The organism is Natrinema sp. CGMCC1.2065 (genome assembly GCF_051225675.1).
GTDB lineage: Archaea > Halobacteriota > Halobacteria > Halobacteriales > Natrialbaceae > Natrinema > Natrinema thermotolerans.
In genome coordinates, this window is record NZ_JBPJSJ010000005.1 from 68,428 (window position 1) to 88,496 (window position 20,069).

A 20,069-nucleotide genomic window follows, 5' to 3' on the forward strand; every position below is an offset into this window, starting at 1 on the left:
TGCGGAAGGCGGACGGAGGGGGGGCCGAGCCGTCTCCGAGCGACCGGACGGGTGAGTGGCGCACATTTAAATACGAAATCGGCCATACAGGGTGACGTGTCATGCCGTCCTCGCCAACCCTCGAGGGAACGTGCAAACTCCTCCCCGAACCCGCGCCCAGCGACGCTCTCCTCGCGGCCGCCGCCGACGAGTACGCCGCCCTCGCCGCCGATCACGGCCCGCGGAACGTGCTGGTGCTGAAACGGCATCCGGCGGGCCTGGCATCGCTGACCGAGGCGCTGGCCGATGCGCCCCTCGAGCGCGCCGATGGCCCCCGCTCGCCCCGCGTCGAGTCGCTGCCGGAACACGCCTCCAAGACCATCGAGGCGTACGACCCGACCCTCGACCGCCTCGAGTACGAGGAACGCATCGAACTCATCTCGCTGGTGATCGACGGCGCGAGCCGCTCCGTCCCCGACTACCTCGAGCGCGCCGCCGACCACGAGGGGTTTTCCCGCGACGTGGGCCAGTTCCTGCTCGAGGCGACCCGCCAGCGGATCAGGCTCGCCAATCTCGACGACCCTCACGACTGTCTGGCTTTCCTCTACGCGATGAACGACCGATTCCACGACGAACTCGCCGCGCGGGGCTACGTCGAGCGGGCGGACGTGATCCCGCGGGCGGTCGACCTGCTCGAGGCCGACGCGGACGGCCTGCGATCCCGCGTGACGGCCGCCTTCGACGCCGTGTTGGCCATCGAGTTCGAGGAGTACCGCCGGCTCGACCGCCACTATCTCGCCGCGCTGTCGGCGGACGCCGATCTCGTCTGTCTCGGTGAACGCCACGCCAGCGTCGAACGGACGCGGGTCGAGCCCGGAAGAGTCGCCGACATCGCGACCGAAGCCGGCCTCGAGGTCGAGTCGCTCGAGCCCCCGAGACCGAACGCCGACGGGCCGCCACACCGGGCGATCACGCGGTTCCTCGCGACCGGCGAGGTGCCGGGGAGCGCGGAGTCGGAGCCGGTCGGTCGGGCCCGACGGCTCCGGACCGAGACCGCTCGTGAACAGGTCCGGGCGGTCGCTACCGAGATCCAGTCGTTGCGCGACCGCCACGGCTGGCCGTTCGACGAGTTCGCCGTCGCCGTCCCGCGGATCGAGCGCGTTCCCGAGACCAGACGGCGGCTCCGCGAGGCCGGCGTCCCGACGGCGACGATCGGCACTCCCTCGCTGGCCGAAGACCCCGCCGTCAACGAACTCTACGCGGTCGTTACCTGTCAGTGCGAGCGGGAACGGGACGGCGACGCACTCGAGCGGGCCGACGCCGATCCCGTCGACCCCGACCGGGACCGGCCCGATTCCCTGACTACGTCGTTGGATCGGCTCCGGGCCCGGGTGCCGGCGTTCTCGCCTGATTTGCTCGCCGAGACCGCCGGCTCGAGCGTCCGGCGTTCGCTCGAGCGCTGGATCCGGCGGACGGACCTCAAAGGGCGGATCGCCCGCGAGGAAGCGTGGGTCGACGCCCGCGAGGGCTACGAGGGTGTCCGCCGGGTTCTCGAGATCGCCGCGTTCGTCGAGGAGACGGACCTCGTGGGGCCGGACTGGCAGGGACTGCGCCGGATGCTCCGGCGGACGATCCAGTACGACGCGCCGTACGTGCATTCGGTCGAGACGCGGCCGCCGACCGGCGGCGTTACCGTCTGTGCCGTCGGCGACCTCAAATACGACTCGCGGCGGGCAGTGTTCCTGCTCGATCTGACCGACGAGACCTATCCGGGCGAGCAGTTTCTCACCCAGCTGTTCCCCGGGGCGTGGCTCCGATCGATGCCGAGCTACCCCGCGGTCACCGACCCGTCGGTCGACGCCATCGCCGACACCTTCGCCACCGTCGACGCCGACGGCGTCGGCGACCGCTTCGAGACCTACCACGCACAGCGGTCCCGACGCCGGCTCGCACTCGGGGCTCGAGCCGCCGAACGCGCCCTCTATCTGTGTTCCTACGAGCGGGGGTCGGGCGGCCTGCGCCGGACCCACGACGAGTCGCGGTACTTGCAACTGATCGACGCGACGCGCGGGCTCGCCCTCGAGTCCGTCGACGCGACGGCCGGGGCGGCGATCCACGGCGAGACCGACGCCGTCGAGGCGCTGCTTTCCCAGCCGCGGGGTGAACTCGAGCGGCTCCTCCGGGAGGCGAGTACGGGGGGTGAGGCCGACCTCGGCGAGACCGAGACGCTGTTCGAGGAGATCGCGGTCGTCCTCGACGACGGCGATATCGACACGGAACTCGCCGAGGCGGTCCGGTCGCAGTTCGAATTCGCCGCGGGCGAGGTGGTCCGGAATGAGTGACGCCGACGCCGTTCCCACGCTCTCCGTCGAGGGGCTCCGGACCGGCCTCCGCTGTCCCCGCCAGTACGAGTTCGCCCACGTCCACGAACTCGAGGGCGAGCCGGCGGCCGGCGACGACCGGGTCGACTTGCTGCGGACCGCCCTCTGTGACGCGCTCCGGAGCGCCGATGCGGACCGCGAGGCCCTCGAGTCGATCGCCGCGGACCGGCTGGCGACGCTGTGGGCCGACCACGACGAGCGCTTTCATTCGGCGACCCAGCGCCGCCACGAGCGGCGCGTCCTCGAGGCGACGGCCGCCGCGTACGTCGAGGCCGTCGGCATCGACCACGCCGCGGGGATCGAGCGACTCGAGGCCGAAGCGATCGGTGGCGAACTCGTCGGACCGGGGCTCCCGCTCTCGAGTACGCTTGAACTGTCCGAGCCGAGTCTCGAGACCGACGCGGTACGGATCGACGCGACGGTCGACTACGTCACCGTCGACGGCTCGTCGCTCGTCGGCGTCCGGTTCGTACCGACGGTCGCGCCGCTTGGCCTCCTCCGATACCGATCGGACTGGGAGGGCGACGTCGCTGCCCTCTTTACCGACCACTTCGACCCCGAGTCGGCCGCGTTCGACCCTGCTCCCGTCGGCGCGCTCCTCGAGACGGCCGTCGTCCTCGACGGCCTCCGCGGGCTCCGCGACCGGCTCGGACTGGGCGATCGGACCTGTCGCTACGTGCAGATTCCACTCGCCGATCGGTCGGGGACGGCGGTAAACTGGGTCCGCGACGACGTCGAGACGAGCCTCGAGATCGTCGACCTGACCGACGGCTACGTCGATCACCACACCTTCGGGATGACCCACGAGCATCGCAACGAGACCGTCGACGACCGCCTCGCGGCGGTCGCCACCGAGCTGGTTTCGGGGCCGTACGACCCCACGGCGCGGTGGGCGGCGATCGAGGACCACGCCTGCCCGACGTGTGAGTACACCGTCTGTTGTCAGGACTACATCGCCCGGGAGGTGGGATTCGATGGCTGAGGACCGCAGCAGCGGCCCCGACCGCGATCTGACGGACGGGCTCAAGGCCGGGGCCGACCGCGGAACGAGCCGAGCCGACGCCGGCGACGCGCCCGGCCACGCGTTCGCGGCCGGCGTCGACCCCAAGGGCAACCAGCGGGCGGTCATCGAGAGCGACGCGGCCTGTACCTCCGTCGACGCGGGGGCTGGCACCGGAAAGACGACGACCATGCTGTTGCGGATCGAACGCGCCATCGAGCGCGGCGACGTCGACCCCGAGGACGTCCTCGTGTTGACCTTCGCCAACGAGGCCGCCGCGAGCATCCGCGACGCGGTCGCCGAGCGGCTCTCACCCGACGCCGCCGCGGCGATCGACGTCTACACCTACCACTCGTTCTGTTACCGGCTCGTCCGCGAGTACGCCTACTACCTCGGCTATGCGCCCGACTTCGAGGTCGTCACTGAGCGCAAGCGCCGCCGGATCGTCGGCCGCCTGCTCGCGAGCAACGACTACGACTTCGCGGCCGCCTCGGCCCGCCCGGACGAGGGGACGGCCGATCTCGCCGACGCGGTCGACGACTTTATCGCCGCGATGAGTCGGGAGGGGATCACCCCCGAGCGGCTCCGGTCGGCGCTGCCGGCGGTCCGGACCCTCGAGTTGTGCAACGAGTTCGTCCTCTGGCTCGAGCGGACCGCCGACGCGGAGCTGTCCTTCGACAACGAGGCGCTGCGGTGGTTCAACGACGAGGCCCACCTCGAGACCGCCCGCGAGTCGCTGGTCGACTACGGCAAGCTCATCGAGTACTGCCGCGAGAAGATCGCCGAAGCGCCGGACGCCTTCCGGGCGGAGGACGTGGTTCGGGACATCGACGGCTATCTGCGGGCGCTCCAGACCTGCGTGACGAACGCGATCGAGGCGCTCGACCTCGCGGAGCCGACCACGAAACACCTCCCGCGGGCGCTGTTCGGCAACGAGATCTGGGGGTCGACCACGGAACGGCTCGAGCAAACCCCCTTCGGCCGGCTTAAACACTACGTCGAGTTCCTCCGGCTGGCCCGCCACTACACCGACGTCTACGCGGACTACCACGACCACCTCGAGGCCGAGCGGGCGCTGGACTTCGACGAACTGGTGCGGACGGCGACGGACCTGCTGGACGATGACGCCGTCGCCCCGGCGATCACCGGCCAGTGGACGCAGGTCTACTGTGACGAGTTCCAAGATACCGACGCGACCCAGTTTTCGTTACTGACCGAACTCACCGACGGCCCCGACCGGCCGGACCTGCTCGCGATCGGCGACAAGGACCAGGCCATCTACGGCTGGCGCGGCACCGACCGCGAGGGGCTCGACCGCCTGGCGACGACCGCGGCCGACCACCGCGGGATCGAACTCGAACTCAACTTCCGCTCGCGCCAGGAGATCCTCGCGCTGACCAACGCCTGTGACTACGCCCACCAGTCCTCGAAGACGCTGCGCGAACACGGCCGGACCGAGGGGACCTACGACGAGGCCGACCCGCCGGATCGCGTCGTCAAAATCGAGAGCGACGAGATTCCCCAGTCGACGCCGGAACAGGTCGCGACGACGGTCTCGCGGCTCCTCAACGGCGAGGCGGAAAACGTCCCGCAGCGATCGCTGGGCGATCTCGCGGTCATCGTCCGGACGAACCGCCACGCGCAGGCGGTGGCCGACGAACTCCGGTCGCTGCGAATCCCCTACGAAGTGTCGGGCTCGCCGCGGGGCGAGGTCTCGCCCGGCCTGCAGACGGCGCTGTCGTACCTCCGGGTGCTGGTCGACCCGGGCGCGGACGCCCACCTCCGGCGCGTGTTACTCTATCGGTACCGGTTCTCCGAGAGCGATCTGGCGACGCTCCAGCGACGGGACGGCTCGCTGTACGACGCCGTGACCGCCGCCGAGCCATCGGCGCTCGATCTCGAGGCACCCGACCGACTCGAGACGGTCCGAGACCACCTCGCGATCCTCGAGGAGTACCGCGACGTCTATCCGCTGTCGGGGTTCGTGCGGCGGTTCAGGGACCTGACCCGGCTCGAGTGGTTCTGTACGGGCGAGGAGCGATCGGAGTTCGACCGCATCGAGCGGTTCGTCGAGGCCTACGAATCCGATGGGGTCGTCCAGTCGCTCTCGGGGGAGTTCGTGGACGCGCTCGCGGCGACGCTGCGAAGCGGCGGGGGCGACCGTACCCGGGGGAGCCACTCGGCGGACTGCGTCGACGTGATGACGGTCCATCAGGCCAAGGGACTGGAGTTCGACACCGTCCTCGTCCCCTACCTCTCGGACGAGGAGTGGTGCGTCGAGGGCGACTACGCCGACCGCGCCCGGGACCGCCTGCTGGCGGCGACGCTCGATGACGACGTCGACTCGCCGCTGACGGCCGATCTGGCCGCCGACTCGGTCGCCGAGGAGTGGCGGGTCCTCCACGTCGCACTCACCCGCGCGGCCAACCACCTGTTTCTCTTCGGGGCCGAGTACGAGTACGACCCGGCCGACGGGCTCGCGGCCGAGACCGCCGACGCCTGTCTGGCCGACGAGATCGCGTGGTCGGTGACCGGCCGGCGGATGGACCTCTGGACGTCGCTGACCGAGAGCGTCGAGCAGGTCCGAGAGACCTACCCCGAAACCGTGGTCGACCGCACCGACGAGATCGCCGCCTCGGCCGGCGAGACCCCCGGCACGATCACCTACTACGCCGGCTACGGCGACCGCCCCATCGAACCCCTCGAGACCCGCGAGGCGATCGAGACGGTCCACCGACTGGGCCGACAGCTCCGGGACGGCTCGCTGCTGCCCGCCGCCGACGCCGCGAGCCACGGCGGCCTCGAGGCGGACGCGGACGGCCAGGTGGTACCGAGCGGCCGCCGCCCGTCGGCGCTGACGACCGACACCGTCCGCTTCCCCGTCGAGACGCTCGGGACTGCGGCCGAACTGCCCGTCGCGATGCGACACAGCTACTCCGCGATGGACACCCACGAGACCTGTCCGCGAAAGCACTATCTCGATCACGTCGTTCGGGCGTTCGACGATCCGCCGGCGACGGCGGAGCCGGCGGACAGGACAGTAGACGACACGGAGGGGACCGCGACGGAAACCGACGACGCGGCCTCTCGGCTCGTCGGCACCGTCTTCCACGACGTCGCCGAGGAGGCGTTCCACCGCGAGTACGACGGCCGCGAGGCCTGGCGCGAGGCCGCCGTCCGCCAGCTCACCGCGCGGGACCTGCTCGAACACCGCGAGCCCGTCCTCGCCTGCATCGATCGGTACTTCGCGGCGACTGCGCCCGCATACGACCGGCCGGTCGCCGACTGGGAACCCCTGGCCGCGGAACTCCCGTTTTCGCTCGAGGACGTCGCGGACGTGAGCGGGGACGTGGTCGGCTACGTCGACTCGGTCCGTCGGCTCCCCGACGGCGGGCTGGCCGTGCTGGACTACAAGGCCACCGCCGAGCGGATCGCGCCCGCGGACGCCGTCCAGTTGGCACTATATCTGCGGGCCTGCAAGCAGCGGTTCGACGACCCGATCGCCGCGGTCGGCTACGTCTACGTCGGCGACATCGACGACCCCCGCGTCGACCTGTTCGGCCCCGACGAACTGCCGGCCTGGGAGTCGGTCCTCGAGACGCTCGCGGCGGTCGACGAGCCCTCGTTCACGGAGACGACACCGGGCGACCACTGCCGACACTGTCCGCACCGGTCGCTGGGCTGTGGACCGGACGAGTGGACGCCGGATACGGGTGTTTCGGACGACGACTGAGGCTCGGACGGGCGGAAAAAGTAGCTCCTACGACCGCCAGTCGAACCGTTCCGGATCGTGCGCGGCCAGCGCCGTCCGGACCGCGGCGACGTTCTCGGTTACGTCGTGGACCCGGACGATGTCGGCCCCGCGATCCGCCGCGAGCGCCGTCGCCGCGACGGTCGCCTCGAGTCGCTCGCCGCCCTCGCGACCGACTTTGGCGAACATGGACTTGTGGGAGTGCCCGAAGAGGACGGGACAGCCAAGCGCCCGGAATTCGTCGATCCGGTCGAGGAGTTCGAAGTTCTCGGCGGCGGACTTGCCGAAGCCGATGCCGGGATCGACGATGATCTGCTCGCGGTCGAGGCCGGCCTTTTCGGCGAGCAACACGCGCTCGGAGAGTTGGTCGATCACGTCCGCGACCACGTCGTCGTAGTCGACGTCGCGGTCGGGGACGACCGGCGCGTCGATGCTGTGCATCACGACTAGCCCCGCGTCGTGGTCGGCGGCGACGAACCGCATCTCGGGGTCCTCGAGCCCCGACACGTCGTTGACGATGTCCGCCCCGGCCTCGAGCGCGGCGTCGGCGACCTCCGCACGGCGCGTGTCGACGGATATCTGCGCGTCGAGATCGGCGATCCGCTCGATGACGGGCACCACGCGCTCGAGTTCCTCGTCGACCGACACGGGGTCCGCACCGGGGCGGGTCGACTCGCCGCCGATGTCGATGATATCGACGTCGTTCGCGACCATCGTTTCGGCGCGGGCGACGGCGTCCTCGAGGGCGTCGTACTCGCCGCCGTCGTGGAAGCTGTCGGGCGTGACGTTCAGGATGCCCATGACGGCCGTCCGGTCGGCCCAGGGGTACGGACTCGCGCCGTCGGCGCTGGGGACCGATCGCGGCCGGTCGGCGGACCGAGCCCCCGCTCCGGCACCGGACTCGTCGTCGGCGTCGATCTCGAGGCTCGCCCGCAGTTCGCGGGCCACGTCGGCCAGCCCGTGGGGTCGCGAGCGGGCCTCGAGGGCCTCGACGAGGGACTCGAACTGGGCCACGGTTCCCATCAGGACGGCGTCGACGGCCTCGTCGTCGCGCTCGAGGCCCGACAGGGCACACTCGCCGCCCAGCCGTAGCAGTTCCTCCTTGAGGACCGACGCCTGTCGGTCCCGCAGGGCCGTCCTGACGACCCGGTGGACGGCGTCGCCGTCCAGTCGCTCGACGTCGCCCGCCGCGACGTTGGCCTCCGCGAGGGCGTCGCGGGCGTCCGAGCGGTCCCGAATCCGTTTGGGGACGTCGGTGCGAGTCCACCGGGAGCGGGCCTCCGCGACCGCGAACAGCGAGCCGGTCACGAGGACGCAGTCGTCGGCGTCGGCGTCGGCCAGCGCGGTCGCCAGCGCGTCCTGAACGGCAGCCTCGGTCCGGACGCGGCCGGCACCGGCGTCGGCGAACGCCTCGGCGAGGACCGCCGGCTCCTCGGCCCGGTCCAGCGTCGGCTCGGTCGTCACGACCGAGTCCGGCGTCGGCAGGGCGGCGGCCATCTCGCGGTGGTCCTTGTCGTGCATCGCACCGAAGACGAGGTGGAGGTCGTCGTAGTCGTACGTCTCGAGCGTCGTCGCGAGCCCCTCGCAGGCACCGGGGTTGTGCGCGCCGTCGAGGACAACCAGCGGCTCGGTGTCCATCACCTCGAACCGGCCCGGCCAGTGGGCGCTGCGCAGGCCGCGGGCGAGGTCGGTTTCGGAGACGTCACCGATCTGACGGGAGAGGGCGGCCGCGATACCGGCGTTGACGGCCTGATGCTCGCCCAGCAGCGGAATTTCGGTCTCGAGACCCCAGTCGTCGGCGTCGATCGAGACGGCGGCTTCGGTGTGGTTGGTCCGGCCGTCGTAGGCGACGTGGACGTCCGGCGCGGTGGGGTCCGACTCCCCCGCGGGTGAGGGGCCGACGGTGACCACGTCGCCGGCGACCTCGCGGACCGCCGCGAGCGCGTCCCCGGTCGTGCCGGTCACGAGCGGGGCCTCGCTCGGCGCGACGTGGGCCTTGTCGCGGGCGATCTCCGTGACGGTGTCGCCGAGGATCCCCGTGTGTTCCAGCGTAACGCTCGTGACCGCGCTGGCGACCGGATCGACGACGCTGGTGGCGTCGTACTTGCCGCCGATACCGACCTCGAGGACGGCGACGTCGACGTCCTCGCGGCCGAACTGCCACAGCGCCATGGCGGTCATCGTCTCGAAGAAGGTCGGCGACTCGCCGTCGGCACCGCGGGTCGTCACGTACTCGCGAGCGGTTTCGACGAACTCGCAGACGGCCGACCGGGGCATCTTCCGGCCGTCGATACGGACGCGTTCGCGGAGGTCCTCGAGGTGTGGCGAGGTGTAGAGGCCGACGGAGTAGCCGGCCTCCCGCAGCGTGCGCTCGACCATTCGGGCCGTGCTTCCCTTCCCGTTGGAGCCGGCGATCTGGACGCAGTCGACGTCGTCGTGGGGGGTCCCGAGGTGGGCGAGTAGCCGGGCCGTCGACTCGGTGCCCGGCTTCGGGCGGAACCGACGCAGATCGAATAAGAAGTCCGCCGCCTCGTGATACTCCATACGAAACCACAGCACCCGGTCGTTTTAGAGTATTCCGTTCGCGGACCGCTCGCGTCGCCTCGAGGCGGCCGTTCCCGGCTGCCCGTGCGCTCCCCAGGACGGGCCAATATGTTCGGGGGAAGACCGACCCCGTCGGCCCGTCTCTCCTCCGGTACGGAATTAGGCGGACCTAGATCCGTCGACAATTCAGCCATGCCAGCAACCGATTTCGACGCCGAACGGGCGTACGACGAGGACCAGTTCAGCGCACAGCCGGTGTTCAAAAACGACCGGATCAAGGTCGTCTGTGGCTACTTCGAGCCCGGACAGTTCATCCCGGTCCACGCGCCGGGCAGCGACGTGACGATCTGTGTCCGGTCGGGCACGGGCGTCGTCCGCGAGGGCGAGACCGAACACGCGGTCGAACCCGACGACATCGTCGTCGTGGAAGCCGACGTCGACCGGGGAATTCGAGCGAGCGAGGACGAACGGCTCGAGGCCCTGCTGGTCACGAGCCCGCCGCCGACCGACGCCGAACACGACCCCGTCCGCGAGGGGTTGCGACGCGGCGTCTTCGATCCGTAGCGCGGCCGTCGTCGTGACGGCGACTCGACTCCGGTCCGGACTCGAGGCGGCGACGGACGGTTCACGCGCCCTGCAGCCCGGTCGGCGGGCGGAAGAACAGTCCATCGAGCAGGGCCAGTAAGGCGATGGCAACGCCACCGAGGAGGGCCGCCTCGGTGGGGAGATCGAGGACCTGTCCGACGAGCGCCGCGACCGTCAGCGCCGTCGGAATCAGTCCGAGCAGGCAATCGTATCGGTCGATCGTCGAGAGGCGGTCGGCGATGCGAGCAACCGTATCGAGGCCAGTGATGTCTCTCCCTACCATCGATTCTCACCTCCGGACGAGCGTACGATCGCGACTTACTAAAAACTATGGGGAATCGAACGCCGTAGCTCGCCGATACGAGTCTTTCCGTGCATCTAACGCGGTTTCGGCGCGAAAAGCCGTCTCGAGGGATCGGGGGGTCGAACGGCCGGTCACTCGGCGCGGGGCTCGGCCGCCGTCTCGTCATGATCGCGGGTGATCTCGAGGAAGGCGTCCTCGAGACTGCGGGCGTCGCCGGTTTCGGCGCGGGTCTTGAGCCGTTCGGGGTCGTCCTCGGCGACGAGTTCGCCGTCGTGGAGGACGCCGATCGTATCGGCCAGCTCGTCGACGACCGGGAGGATGTGCGTCGAGAGGAAGATGGTCATCTCGTGGTCGGCGAGGTCGGCGATGGTGTCGCGCATCGTTCGGGCCGCGCGGGGGTCGAGCCCGCTCGTCGGCTCGTCGAGGAAGGCGACGTCGGGCTCGTGCAATACCGCCTGGATGACGCCGACCTTCTGGCGCATCCCCTTCGAATAGTCCTCGATGCGCTTGTTCGCGTCGTCGAGCAGGTCGAACCGCTCGAGCAGCGACTCGATGCGCTCGCTGGCCTCGTCGTCGGGCAGATCGCGCAGCCCGGCGGCGTACTCGAGCTGTTCCCGGCCGGTGAGTTCGTCGTAGACCGGCGGCTCCTCGGGCAGGTAGCCGATGTGGGGAGTGACCGACTCGCGGTCGACGATCGAGTGGCCGGCGACGCTCGCCGTTCCTGCGGTCGGCTTCGTCAGCGTCGTCAGTATCCGCATCGTGGTCGTCTTCCCCGCGCCGTTGGGGCCGAGAAAGCCATAGACAGTCCCGCGCTCGACTTGCATCGTCAGATCGTCGACCGCCGTCGTGTTGCCGTACCGTTTCGTCAGGCCATCGGTTTCGATAGCGAGGGCGTCGACAGGGCTCATAGGCGTCTTTTCGTACCGCTATAGTTAAATGTGTGTCATAAGTGTCGGCCGTCAACGGCCACGGGCGACCGCCTCGAGTCGGAGCCGATTCGGCCGACCGAGCGACGCCGCAGTGATGACAAAAACCGAATATTTTACTGAATGCGTTACGCAGGCCCGACTATGAGCCCTGTCCATCCCCGCACGCTGCGATCGACTCGAGGTGATCGCTGATGGGACAAGCCGCTATCGCCCGTACGATTACCGAAACGGAGTTCCGGCGGACCGCTCGCGCTATCGCGGGCAACCGGACGCGGTTGTTTCTGATCGCGATCGCCCTGCTGATCGCGCTCGGCCCGATTACGGCAGTCGGTGTCCTCTTCCTGCCGGAATTGGGCGAACGTGCCGCCGCCGGCTCGCTGTCGGCGTCCGGCACCACAACGATCACGGAGTTTGTCACCGGTGGAACGGCGCTCCTCTGGCTGTTTCTGGTCGTCATGGGCGTCATGCGGGCGGTCACGACGACCGCTGACGTCGATAAGCCGGCCTTTCTCCTGTTGTCGACGTCGGTCCGCAACGCCGTCGTCGGCCTCGTCGGTGCGGAGATCGCCCGTTTTCTGACCTGGGTACTGCTGCCGGCGGTGGTGTTCGCCGCGGCGTTTGCCTCCGGTGCGGGAACTGTAGTACCCGTCCTAGTCGCGCCGCTTTTCCTAGTGGTGATCATCGCGACCGCCGTCCCGGTCGGGTTCGCCGTCGGCGTCTGGGTTCGTCACCTGATCACCGCCTACGAACCGATCGCCAAGTACCGGACGCTGCTGTTTGCCGCCTTCTGGGTCGCGTACTTCGGTGTGATCATGACCGGGGGGATCAACGAGATCGCGGCGACACTCTTTCGGCACCTGCAGGCCAGCCCGCTGGGCTGGCCCGGCCATTTGCTATTGGTCGGCGTCCCCATCATCGATTCGTCGATGGTCGCGATCGGTGGTGCGGCGGTCGGCTCGCTGCTCGTCGTCGGTGTCGCCCTCGTCGTCGGGACGGCCGGCGCACGGACCCACTGGTTCGCCGATGCGGCCCGAACCGAGGACGAGCCCGACCCGACCGTCGAACGGGGCGACGACCGGCTCACGGGTGCCCTCTCGGGTGTCCTCACACGGCCGGTCCGAACCGTAGCCGTGACGGCGATCCGACGGACGAAACGCTCGCCGATCCGACTCGCGTACGTCGGCTACCCGCTGCTCGGTGCCATCGGGTTCGTCCAGCAGATCATCGAGTCCGGGACCGTCCCGTCGTTCATGGTCGCGCTGTTCTGTCTGTACGTCGTCTGGGCGGCCGGGGCGCTGTTCACGCTCAATCCGCTCGGCGACCTCGGCCCGGCCCTACCCGCCGTCGTCACGTCGACGCTCACCGGCCGGCAGGCGATCCGCGGCCGGATCGTCGCCGCTGCCCTCGTCGCCGTCCCGTTCGCGGTGGTCGTTCCGCTCGTCCTCGGGGTCGTCAGTCCCCTCTCGCTCGAGCGGACCGGCGTCCTCGTCGCCGGGACCGTCGTCGGGGCGATCGCCACGCCGGCGCTGGCGTCGGGGATCGGCTCGGCGTTCCCCCGGTTTGGCAGCGTCAGCGTGACCAACAACCGCGAGGCGGTGATGCCGAGCAAGACCGCGTTCCTCGTCTACACGCTGGCGATCGCGCTGCCGGCGATCGCGGCCGCCGTCCTCTACCTCGAGGCCCCCGAGACGATCGCCGGCCTGCTCCGGGCCGCGGCCGCGTGGACGCCGCTGCCCGATGTCGAGGTCTCGGCCCGCGCGATCACGATCGGGGCCTGGATCGTGCTGGTCGCCGGCCTGCTCGCACCGCCGCTTTCCTACCGCTACGGCGTCGAGCGGTTCGACTGGTACGACTTCGAGTAGCCGATTCCCGCTCTCCGTCGTGTCACCGCGCCGGTGTCCGTAATCTGCCATCATGCAGGGGTTCTACACGGTCGGCGCACATGGGGAGCGCATGCGAATGAATACCGTGCGCCGCGGGAGCGGCGAGCCGTTACTGCTCGTTCACGGGCTGGGCGGGAGCTGGAGAACGTGGACGCCGATCCTCGAGTCGCTGGCCGCCGAGCGCGAGGTGATCGCCGTCGACCTCCCCGGCCACGGCGAGACGCCGCCGCTGCCCGGCGAATCGTCCGTCGACACGCTCGCCGACGCCGTCGGCTCGTTCCTGACGGCGAACGACCTCGAGGGGGTCGACGCCGTCGGCAACTCGATGGGCGGGCGGCTCGTCCTCGAACTGGCGCGGCGGGGCGATATCGGCGCGACGGTCGCGCTCGACCCCGGCGGGTTCTGGGAGGGCTGGGAGCGGTACTTCTTCTACGCGACGCTGGCCCCGTCGATCCGGCTCGTTCGGTTGCTCCAGCCCGTGATGGGGCGACTGATGAACAGCGCCGCGGGTCGCACCGCCCTGTTGGCCCAGCTCTCGGCGCGACCCTGGGCGTTGCCTCCCGACGTGGCGCTCACGGAGATGCGGACCTTCGCGGACTCGCCGTCGTTCGACGAACTCCTGTCTGGGTTGGCCTTCGGACCCGGCCAACCGGGCGCCGACGACACGCCGGGACCGGTCGTCCTCGGCTGGGGGCGCAAGGACCGCGTCACGCTCCCACGGCAGGCGAAACGAGCCGCGGAGCGGTTCCCCAACGCGCGGGTGTACTGGTTCGAGGACGCCGGGCACTACCCCCACTGGGACGCCCCCGACGAGGCGGCGCGGTTGATACTCGCCTGTACCGGCGAAACGGCGGAACGGCTTCGAGAATAGACGCCGTCGGCGAGCGGTCTTACTCCGACACGCCCCACTTCGCGGTGCGCTTCGGCCGCTCGGTGACCGACGCGACCTCGAGGTCCCCATCGAACTCGTCGAGCGCTTCGACGTAGGCCTCGGCGCTGGCGACCGTCGAGAGGTAGGGGATCTCCTCCTCGACGGCCATCTCGAGCGAGTCGCGATCGCGGCTGACGACGAAGTCGACGTCGCCCTCGCGGATGGCCGCGGGCACGTCGTCGAACTCGGCGACGTCGAAGTGGGTCTCGAAGCCGTCGACGTCTAAGTCGACGACGGCGGTCCCCTCGCTGACGGCGTTGCCGGCCGCCTGCTGGGACTTCCAGTAGGCCGTGCCGAAGTCGCTTGCCGTGCCCATGACCTCGCCGGTGGATTTCATCTCCGGGCCGAGACGCGGGTCCGAGCCCGGCAGGCGGTCGAACGGCAGGACGACCTCCTTGATCGAGGTGTGTTCGGGGATCTGCTCGTCGGCCTCGAGGCTCGAGAGCGTCTCGCCGGCCATGACCTTCGCGGCGAGTTTGGCGATCGGGACGCCGGTCGCCTTCGAGACGAAGGGCACGGTACGCGAGGAGCGCGGGTTCGCTTCCAGCACGTAGACTTCGCCGTCACGAACCGCGAGCTGGACGTTCAGCAGGCCTTTGGTCTTGAGCGCCTCGGCGATGTCCTCGGTGACCTCGCGGACGCGCTCGAGCGTGTCTTCCTCGAGCGAGCGGGGCGGGATCATACACGCGGAGTCGCCGGAGTGGACCCCGGCGCTCTCGACGTGTTCCATGATGCCGCCGATGATGGCGTTGCGGCCGTCCGAGACGGCGTCGACGTCGAGTTCGACCGCGTCCTCGAGGAAGTCGTCCACGAGGATCGGCTTGTCGGGTGCGACACGGACCGCCTCCTCGATGTAGGTCTCGAGTTCGTCGTCGTTGTAGACGACATCCATCGCGCGGCCGCCCAGCACGTAGGAGGGGCGCACGAGGACGGGGTAGCCGATGTCGTGGGCCAGTTCCAGCGCCTCCTCCTCCGAGAAGGCGGTGCCACCGTCGGGCTGGGAGATACCCATCTCCTCCATCAGGAGGTTGAAGCGGTCGCGGTCCTCCGCGAGGTCCATCGCCTCGACGGAGGTGCCCATGACCTCGCAGTCGAGATCGCGACGGTTGAGTTCGTCCTCGAGGGGTTCGCCGATGTTGACGGAGGTCTGGCCGCCGAACTGGACCATCACGCCGTCGGCACCGGTCGCCTCGGCGACGTCGGCGACCTCTTCGGCGGTGATGGGCTCGAAGAACAGCCCGTCGGAGGTGTCGTAGTCGGTCGAGACCGTCTCGGGGTTGTTGTTGACGACGTAGGCGTCGATGCCGAGTTCGCGCAGGGCGCGGACGGCGTGGACCGAACAGTAGTCGAACTCGACGCCCTGTCCGATGCGGATCGGGCCGCCGCCGACGACGATCACGCTCTCGATGTCGCGATCGACCTCGAGTTCGCCCGCGGCGGCGTCGCCCAGCAGCGGGCCGGACTCGAACTCGGACTTGCGCGCGGAGTAGTAGTACGGCGTCTCGGCCTCGAACTCGCCGGCGCAGGTGTCGACCTGTTTGTAGGTGCGGCCGGGGACCTCGGTTTCGACGGTATCGATGTCCGCACCGGCGGCCGAGGCGATCGTCGCGTTGGTGTGGCCGGCGATGGCGGCCTCGGTGAAGTCGCCCTCCTGGGCCGCCAGCGTCGAGTCGGCGATGTTCTTGTAGCGTTCGGTGTACCACTCGAAGATGCCCGTCAGGTCGACGACCTCGTCGACGGTGTAGCCGCGTTCGAACGCCTCGAACATGGCGTAGGGGCGGTCGGGCGACGGCCGTTCGAGGTACTGTTCCTCGAGTTCCGCGTCGCTGACCTCGGCCCAGTCGACGTCGGGTTCGTACTCCGAGGAGCGAAGCGCCTTCAGGAGGCTCTCCTCGAAGCTGCGGCCGATGGCCATCGCCTCGCCAGTCGACTTCATCGCCGTCGTCAGCTCGAAGTCGACGTCGTCGAACTTGTCTTTGGGCCACCGTGGCACCTTGGTGACGACGTAGTCGATCGCGGGCTCGAACGCCGCCGTCGTTTCGCCGGTGATCTCGTTGTCGATTTCATGGAGGCGCTTGCCCAGGGCGACCTTCGCGGTGACGCGGGCGATCGGGTAGCCGGTCGCCTTCGACGCGAGTGCGGAGGAACGGGAGACACGGGGGTTGACCTCGACGACGCGATACTCGCCGCCGGGGGTACCGTCGTCGTGCCAGGCGAACTGGATGTTACACCCACCTTGGATACCGAGTTCGCGGATGACGTCGAGCGCCGCCGAGCGCATCTCCTGGTGGCCCTCGTCGGGGACGATCTGGGACGGCGTGACGACCGTCGACTCCCCGGTGTGGATGCCCATCGGGTCGATGTTCTCCATATTACAGATGATGATACAGGAGTCGTCGGCGTCGCGCATCACTTCGTACTCGTACTCGACCCAGCCGGCGATGGACTCGGTGATGAGGACCTCGCTGTTCCGGGAGAGGCGCAGGCCCTTGCGGACGCGGCGCAGCAGTTCGTCCATCTCGTGGACGACGCCGGAGCCGGAGCCCCCCAGCGTGTAGGTCGTGCGGGCGATGACCGGCAGCCCGCCGACCTCGTCGACGGCGGCCTGCACGCGTTCTTTCAGGCCCTCCTCGGTCATCTCCGAGACCTCTTCGCCCTCCTCGAGCGAGATGGTCGTCGAGGCGGGGACCGGCTGGCCGATCTTCTCCATGCGCTGGCGGAAGAGGTCGCGGTCTTCGGTCGCGTAGATCGTATCCAGCGGCGTCCCCATGATCTCGACGTCGTACTCCTCTAAGACGCCCTCCTCGGCGAGTTCGGCGGTGACGTTCAGACCGGTCTGGCCGCCCAGCCCGGCGATGACGCCGTCGGGGTTTTCCTTGCGGATGATCTCGGCGATGGCGTCGGTGGTGATCGGCTCGATGTAGACTTCGTCGGCCATCTCCGGGTCGGTCATGATCGTCGCCGGATTCGAGTTGACGAGGACGACGCGAGCGCCCTCTTCCTGGAGCGCCCGGCAGGCCTGTGCGCCCGAGTAGTCGAATTCGGCGGCCTGTCCGATCTGGATCGGGCCGCTGCCGATCAACAGGATCGTGCGGCCGTCGCCCGTCTCGGCGTCGGTGGCGGTGTCCGTACTCATTTGTCTTGTCGAATCGGAGTTCGCACATCGTAATAAGCCCCACGATACAGTACGAATCTCGAAATCGATTTTCGAAATTCGAACCCACGGCGTCGGACGGGTACCGGAGACACCGGTTTCGGGTTTCGACGACCGATCTCCGCCGGTTAAGCATGAATTACGTGCGTAATTCGATCCCCCGTGCCGTTCCCGTTATCGGCGGTCATACCCACATATGTCGGCCGAATTTCTTATCACGGCCCGTTTCCTTGCTTCGGAGCAATCAGATGGTTAGGCCCGGCTCGGATCAGTTCTCTCGACCGACGACCGTTATCTACGCCGATCCATCCACCGAACGCCGACAGCGGACGGTCGACGCCCTCGAGTCGGCAGCGAACACACTCACGGTCGTCCCCGTTGCGACGCCGACCGCGCTCCGCGACGCGCTCGCAGGGGCGTCCGATCGCACCTGTGTCGTCACCGAACGCGACCTCGGCGGGACGAGCGCGGTGACGCTGTACGACCGGGTCACGGCCGGCGAGGAGCCGCCCGTCCCGTTCGTCCTCTACACCGGCGACGGCGACGAACTGCTCGCGAGCGACGCCATCGGGGCCGGACTGGCCGGCTACGTTCCGAGAGGTCGCGAGGATTCACTCGAGCGATTGCTCGCACAGATCCGACGGGCCGTCGAGGAGGCGGGACGCGACGAGACGGCGATCGATCCCCGGTCGGACGGGGCCGTCGAAACCGAGCGGGGCCGGTTTCGCTCGCTGTTCGAGAACATCCCCGATCCGGTCGTGTTGACGGTTCGTGACGACGGCAATCGAATTCTCGATGTCAATCCGGCGTTCGAGGAGATGTTCGGGTACGACCGGGAGACGCTGGTTGGAACGACGATCGAGGATCGGCTCGTCCCCGACGGCTCGGAGCCGATCGACGCCTACGGGGAAAGGGGTCCCGGCGGGAGCGTGACCACCATCGACGAGCGGGTGACGGCGGAGGGGCCCCGGGAGTTCCTGCTTCGCGTGTTCGCCGTCGATCTCGGCGACGAGATCCACGAGTATGCGATCTACACCGACATCGCCGCACAGAAGCGCCGGGAGCGTGACCTCGAGCGGTACCGAACGCTCGTCGATACCGTCGGCGATCCGATGTTCGTCCTCGACGCGGACGGGCGGATCGAGATGGTCAACGAAGCGATGGCAGCCGTCCTCGGAACAACGCGTGCCGACCTCGTCGGGGATCACCCGAGCGCCTACATGCCCGACGAGGACGTCGAACGGGCGAAAGCGACCCTCCGTGAGATCCTTGCCGACGAGGATCGGACGTGGGAGACCTACGAGATGCAGTTCGAGCCCGTCGACGGCGACCCGTTGCTCGTCGAGAACAACGTCGCGCCGCTGGTCGACGAAGACGGGACGTTCACCGGCAGCGTCGGCGTGATCCGCGACATCAGCGATCGCAAGGAACGCGAGCGACGCATCCACCGCCTCCACGAGGGTACCCGTCGCCTGATGGCGGCCGAACGCACCGACGAGGTCGCTCGCGTCGCGACCGAGATCGCCCGCGACGCGCTGTCGCTCGAACTCAACGCCGTCCACCTGTACGAGGAGCGGCCGACGATCCGGTCCACGTCGGCTACCGACGCGAGCGCAGGGACCGGCCGCCCCAGCGAACGACGGGACGAACACGGCGTCCTCGTTCCGGCGGCGACGACCAACCGGACCGAAGAGTTGCTCGGGACGGTGCCAGCACTCGGCCCCGACAGCATCGCCTGGGACGCCTTCACGGCCGGGGAAACGCTCGTCCACGGCGACGTCCGCCGTGCCGATAACGTTCGCAACCCCGAGACGTCGATGCGGAGCGAGATCCACATCCCGCTGGGCGACGCGGGGATCTTCATCGCCGGTTCGACGACGCCCAACGATTTCGACGCCGAGACGGTCACCCTCGCGCGCATCCTCGCGGCCAACGTCGAGGCCGCCCTCGAGCGGGCCCATCGCGAGGCCGAACTCGCCGCGCGGACGGCCGAACTCGAGCGCCAGAACGATCGCCTGGACGCCTTCGCCAGCACCGTCTCCCACGACCTGCGGAACCCGCTGACCCTCGCGGCGGGCCACCTCGAGAACCTCGAGGCCCACGTCGATAGCGAGGGCGAACGCTACCGCGAGGAGATCGACTGGGCGCTCGAGCGGATGAACACGCTCATCGAGAACGTTCTCACACTGGCCCGGAGCGGCCAGCACCTGACGGAGACGGACGCGGTCGATCTCGACGAGATCGTCGAGCGGGCACACCGGACCGTCGATCCCGACCTCGACCTCGTCCACGCGGACTCGCTCCCGACGGTCGAGGCCGATCCGGAGCGGCTGCTCGTCTGCTTCGAGAACGCCTTCCGCAACGCCCGCGAACACGTCGGCGAGGACGTGACGGTCACGGTCGAGCGGACTGCCGACGGGTTCGCGATCGCCGACGACGGTCCCGGCGTCCCGCCAGCCGAACGTACGGACATCCTCGAGTCCGGCTACAGTACCGATCCGGAGGGGACCGGCTTCGGGCTGGCGATCGTCTCCGAGGCGATCGAGGCCCACGGCTGGTCGATCGCGGTCGAGGAAAGCGACGCGGGCGGGCTCCGGCTGGCCGTTTCGTTCGAGGAGTAGACGCCAA

The 20,069-nt window shown here is 69.2% G+C and carries 11 protein-coding genes; 7 read left to right on the forward strand and 4 right to left on the reverse strand.

What is annotated here, in order from left to right:
- The first annotated feature begins 101 nt into the window (after positions 1-101).
- From ACSBP4_RS07330 to ACSBP4_RS07340, 3 genes are read left to right on the forward strand one after another with little or no spacing between them, the layout of a single operon-like run.
- Positions 102-2,321, forward strand: a complete 2,220-nt coding sequence (locus ACSBP4_RS07330) for a hypothetical protein (RefSeq protein ID WP_435551783.1) — start codon at positions 102-104, stop codon at positions 2,319-2,321.
- Positions 2,314-3,342, forward strand: a complete 1,029-nt coding sequence (locus ACSBP4_RS07335) for a hypothetical protein (RefSeq protein WP_435551784.1) — start codon at positions 2,314-2,316, stop codon at positions 3,340-3,342. The genes ACSBP4_RS07330 and ACSBP4_RS07335 overlap by 8 nt, the downstream gene beginning before the upstream one ends.
- A complete protein-coding gene (locus ACSBP4_RS07340; protein ID WP_435551785.1) occupies positions 3,335-7,093 on the forward strand; it encodes a UvrD-helicase domain-containing protein in 3,759 nt (1,252 codons plus the stop codon). Before ACSBP4_RS07335 ends, ACSBP4_RS07340 begins: the two co-directional genes overlap by 8 nt.
- Positions 7,094-7,120: 27 nt before the next feature.
- Here the strand turns inward: ACSBP4_RS07340 and folP are convergent, their stop codons facing one another.
- Positions 7,121-9,655: a dihydropteroate synthase gene (gene folP, locus ACSBP4_RS07345; protein WP_435551786.1), complete on the reverse strand. Its 2,535-nt coding sequence runs from the start codon at positions 9,653-9,655 to the stop codon at positions 7,121-7,123.
- A gap of 192 nt (positions 9,656-9,847) precedes the next feature.
- Between folP and ACSBP4_RS07350 the strand changes: the two genes are divergently transcribed.
- Positions 9,848-10,219 carry a cupin domain-containing protein gene (locus tag ACSBP4_RS07350; protein ID WP_006647788.1) on the forward strand — a complete coding sequence of 124 codons (372 nt, stop codon included), beginning with the start codon at positions 9,848-9,850 and terminating at the stop codon, positions 10,217-10,219.
- Positions 10,220-10,280: 61 nt separating this feature from the next.
- Here ACSBP4_RS07350 and ACSBP4_RS07355 read toward each other — a convergent pair whose 3' ends face one another.
- Together ACSBP4_RS07355 and ACSBP4_RS07360 are read right to left on the reverse strand one after the other, a co-directional pair.
- Positions 10,281-10,523 (reverse strand): hypothetical protein, encoded by a 243-nt coding sequence (locus ACSBP4_RS07355; protein ID WP_435551787.1) that lies wholly within the window; start codon positions 10,521-10,523, stop codon positions 10,281-10,283.
- 152 nt (positions 10,524-10,675) lie between these two features.
- Positions 10,676-11,452, reverse strand: a complete 777-nt coding sequence (locus tag ACSBP4_RS07360; RefSeq protein ID WP_006647790.1) for an ABC transporter ATP-binding protein — start codon at positions 11,450-11,452, stop codon at positions 10,676-10,678.
- A gap of 212 nt (positions 11,453-11,664) precedes the next feature.
- Here ACSBP4_RS07360 and ACSBP4_RS07365 point away from each other — a divergent pair, with 212 nt between their 5' ends.
- Positions 11,665-13,335 carry a hypothetical protein gene (locus ACSBP4_RS07365; RefSeq protein WP_435551788.1) on the forward strand — a complete coding sequence of 557 codons (1,671 nt, stop codon included), beginning with the start codon at positions 11,665-11,667 and terminating at the stop codon, positions 13,333-13,335.
- 91 nt (positions 13,336-13,426) lie between these two features.
- On the forward strand, positions 13,427-14,227 hold the full coding sequence (locus ACSBP4_RS07370) for an alpha/beta fold hydrolase (RefSeq protein WP_435551789.1): 801 nt from the start codon (positions 13,427-13,429) through the stop codon (positions 14,225-14,227).
- A 19-nt stretch (positions 14,228-14,246) separates the two neighbouring features.
- Here ACSBP4_RS07370 and carB read toward each other — a convergent pair whose 3' ends face one another.
- Positions 14,247-17,423, reverse strand: a complete 3,177-nt coding sequence (gene carB, locus ACSBP4_RS07375; RefSeq protein WP_435551790.1) for a carbamoyl-phosphate synthase large subunit — start codon at positions 17,421-17,423, stop codon at positions 14,247-14,249.
- A gap of 266 nt (positions 17,424-17,689) precedes the next feature.
- Between carB and ACSBP4_RS07380 the strand changes: the two genes are divergently transcribed.
- Complete coding sequence (locus ACSBP4_RS07380) at positions 17,690-20,062, forward strand: PAS domain S-box protein (RefSeq protein ID WP_435551791.1); 2,373 nt, start codon at positions 17,690-17,692, stop codon at positions 20,060-20,062.
- The last annotated feature ends 7 nt before the right edge of the window (positions 20,063-20,069 follow it).

What these genes read in the sequence shown, in the direction of transcription:
- ACSBP4_RS07330 (WP_435551783.1), top strand. Translation starts at nt 102, where the DNA reads ATGCCGTCCTCGCCAACCCTCGAGGGAACGTGCAAACTCCTCCCCGAA.
- ACSBP4_RS07335 (WP_435551784.1), top strand. Translation starts at nt 2,314, where the DNA reads ATGAGTGACGCCGACGCCGTTCCCACGCTCTCCGTCGAGGGGCTCCGG.
- ACSBP4_RS07340 (WP_435551785.1), top strand. Translation starts at nt 3,335, where the DNA reads ATGGCTGAGGACCGCAGCAGCGGCCCCGACCGCGATCTGACGGACGGG.
- folP (WP_435551786.1), bottom strand. Translation starts at nt 9,655, where the DNA reads ATGGAGTATCACGAGGCGGCGGACTTCTTATTCGATCTGCGTCGGTTC.
- ACSBP4_RS07350 (WP_006647788.1), top strand. Translation starts at nt 9,848, where the DNA reads ATGCCAGCAACCGATTTCGACGCCGAACGGGCGTACGACGAGGACCAG.
- ACSBP4_RS07355 (WP_435551787.1), bottom strand. Translation starts at nt 10,523, where the DNA reads ATGGTAGGGAGAGACATCACTGGCCTCGATACGGTTGCTCGCATCGCC.
- ACSBP4_RS07360 (WP_006647790.1), bottom strand. Translation starts at nt 11,452, where the DNA reads ATGAGCCCTGTCGACGCCCTCGCTATCGAAACCGATGGCCTGACGAAA.
- ACSBP4_RS07365 (WP_435551788.1), top strand. Translation starts at nt 11,665, where the DNA reads ATGGGACAAGCCGCTATCGCCCGTACGATTACCGAAACGGAGTTCCGG.
- ACSBP4_RS07370 (WP_435551789.1), top strand. Translation starts at nt 13,427, where the DNA reads ATGCGAATGAATACCGTGCGCCGCGGGAGCGGCGAGCCGTTACTGCTC.
- carB (WP_435551790.1), bottom strand. Translation starts at nt 17,423, where the DNA reads ATGAGTACGGACACCGCCACCGACGCCGAGACGGGCGACGGCCGCACG.
- ACSBP4_RS07380 (WP_435551791.1), top strand. Translation starts at nt 17,690, where the DNA reads ATGGTTAGGCCCGGCTCGGATCAGTTCTCTCGACCGACGACCGTTATC.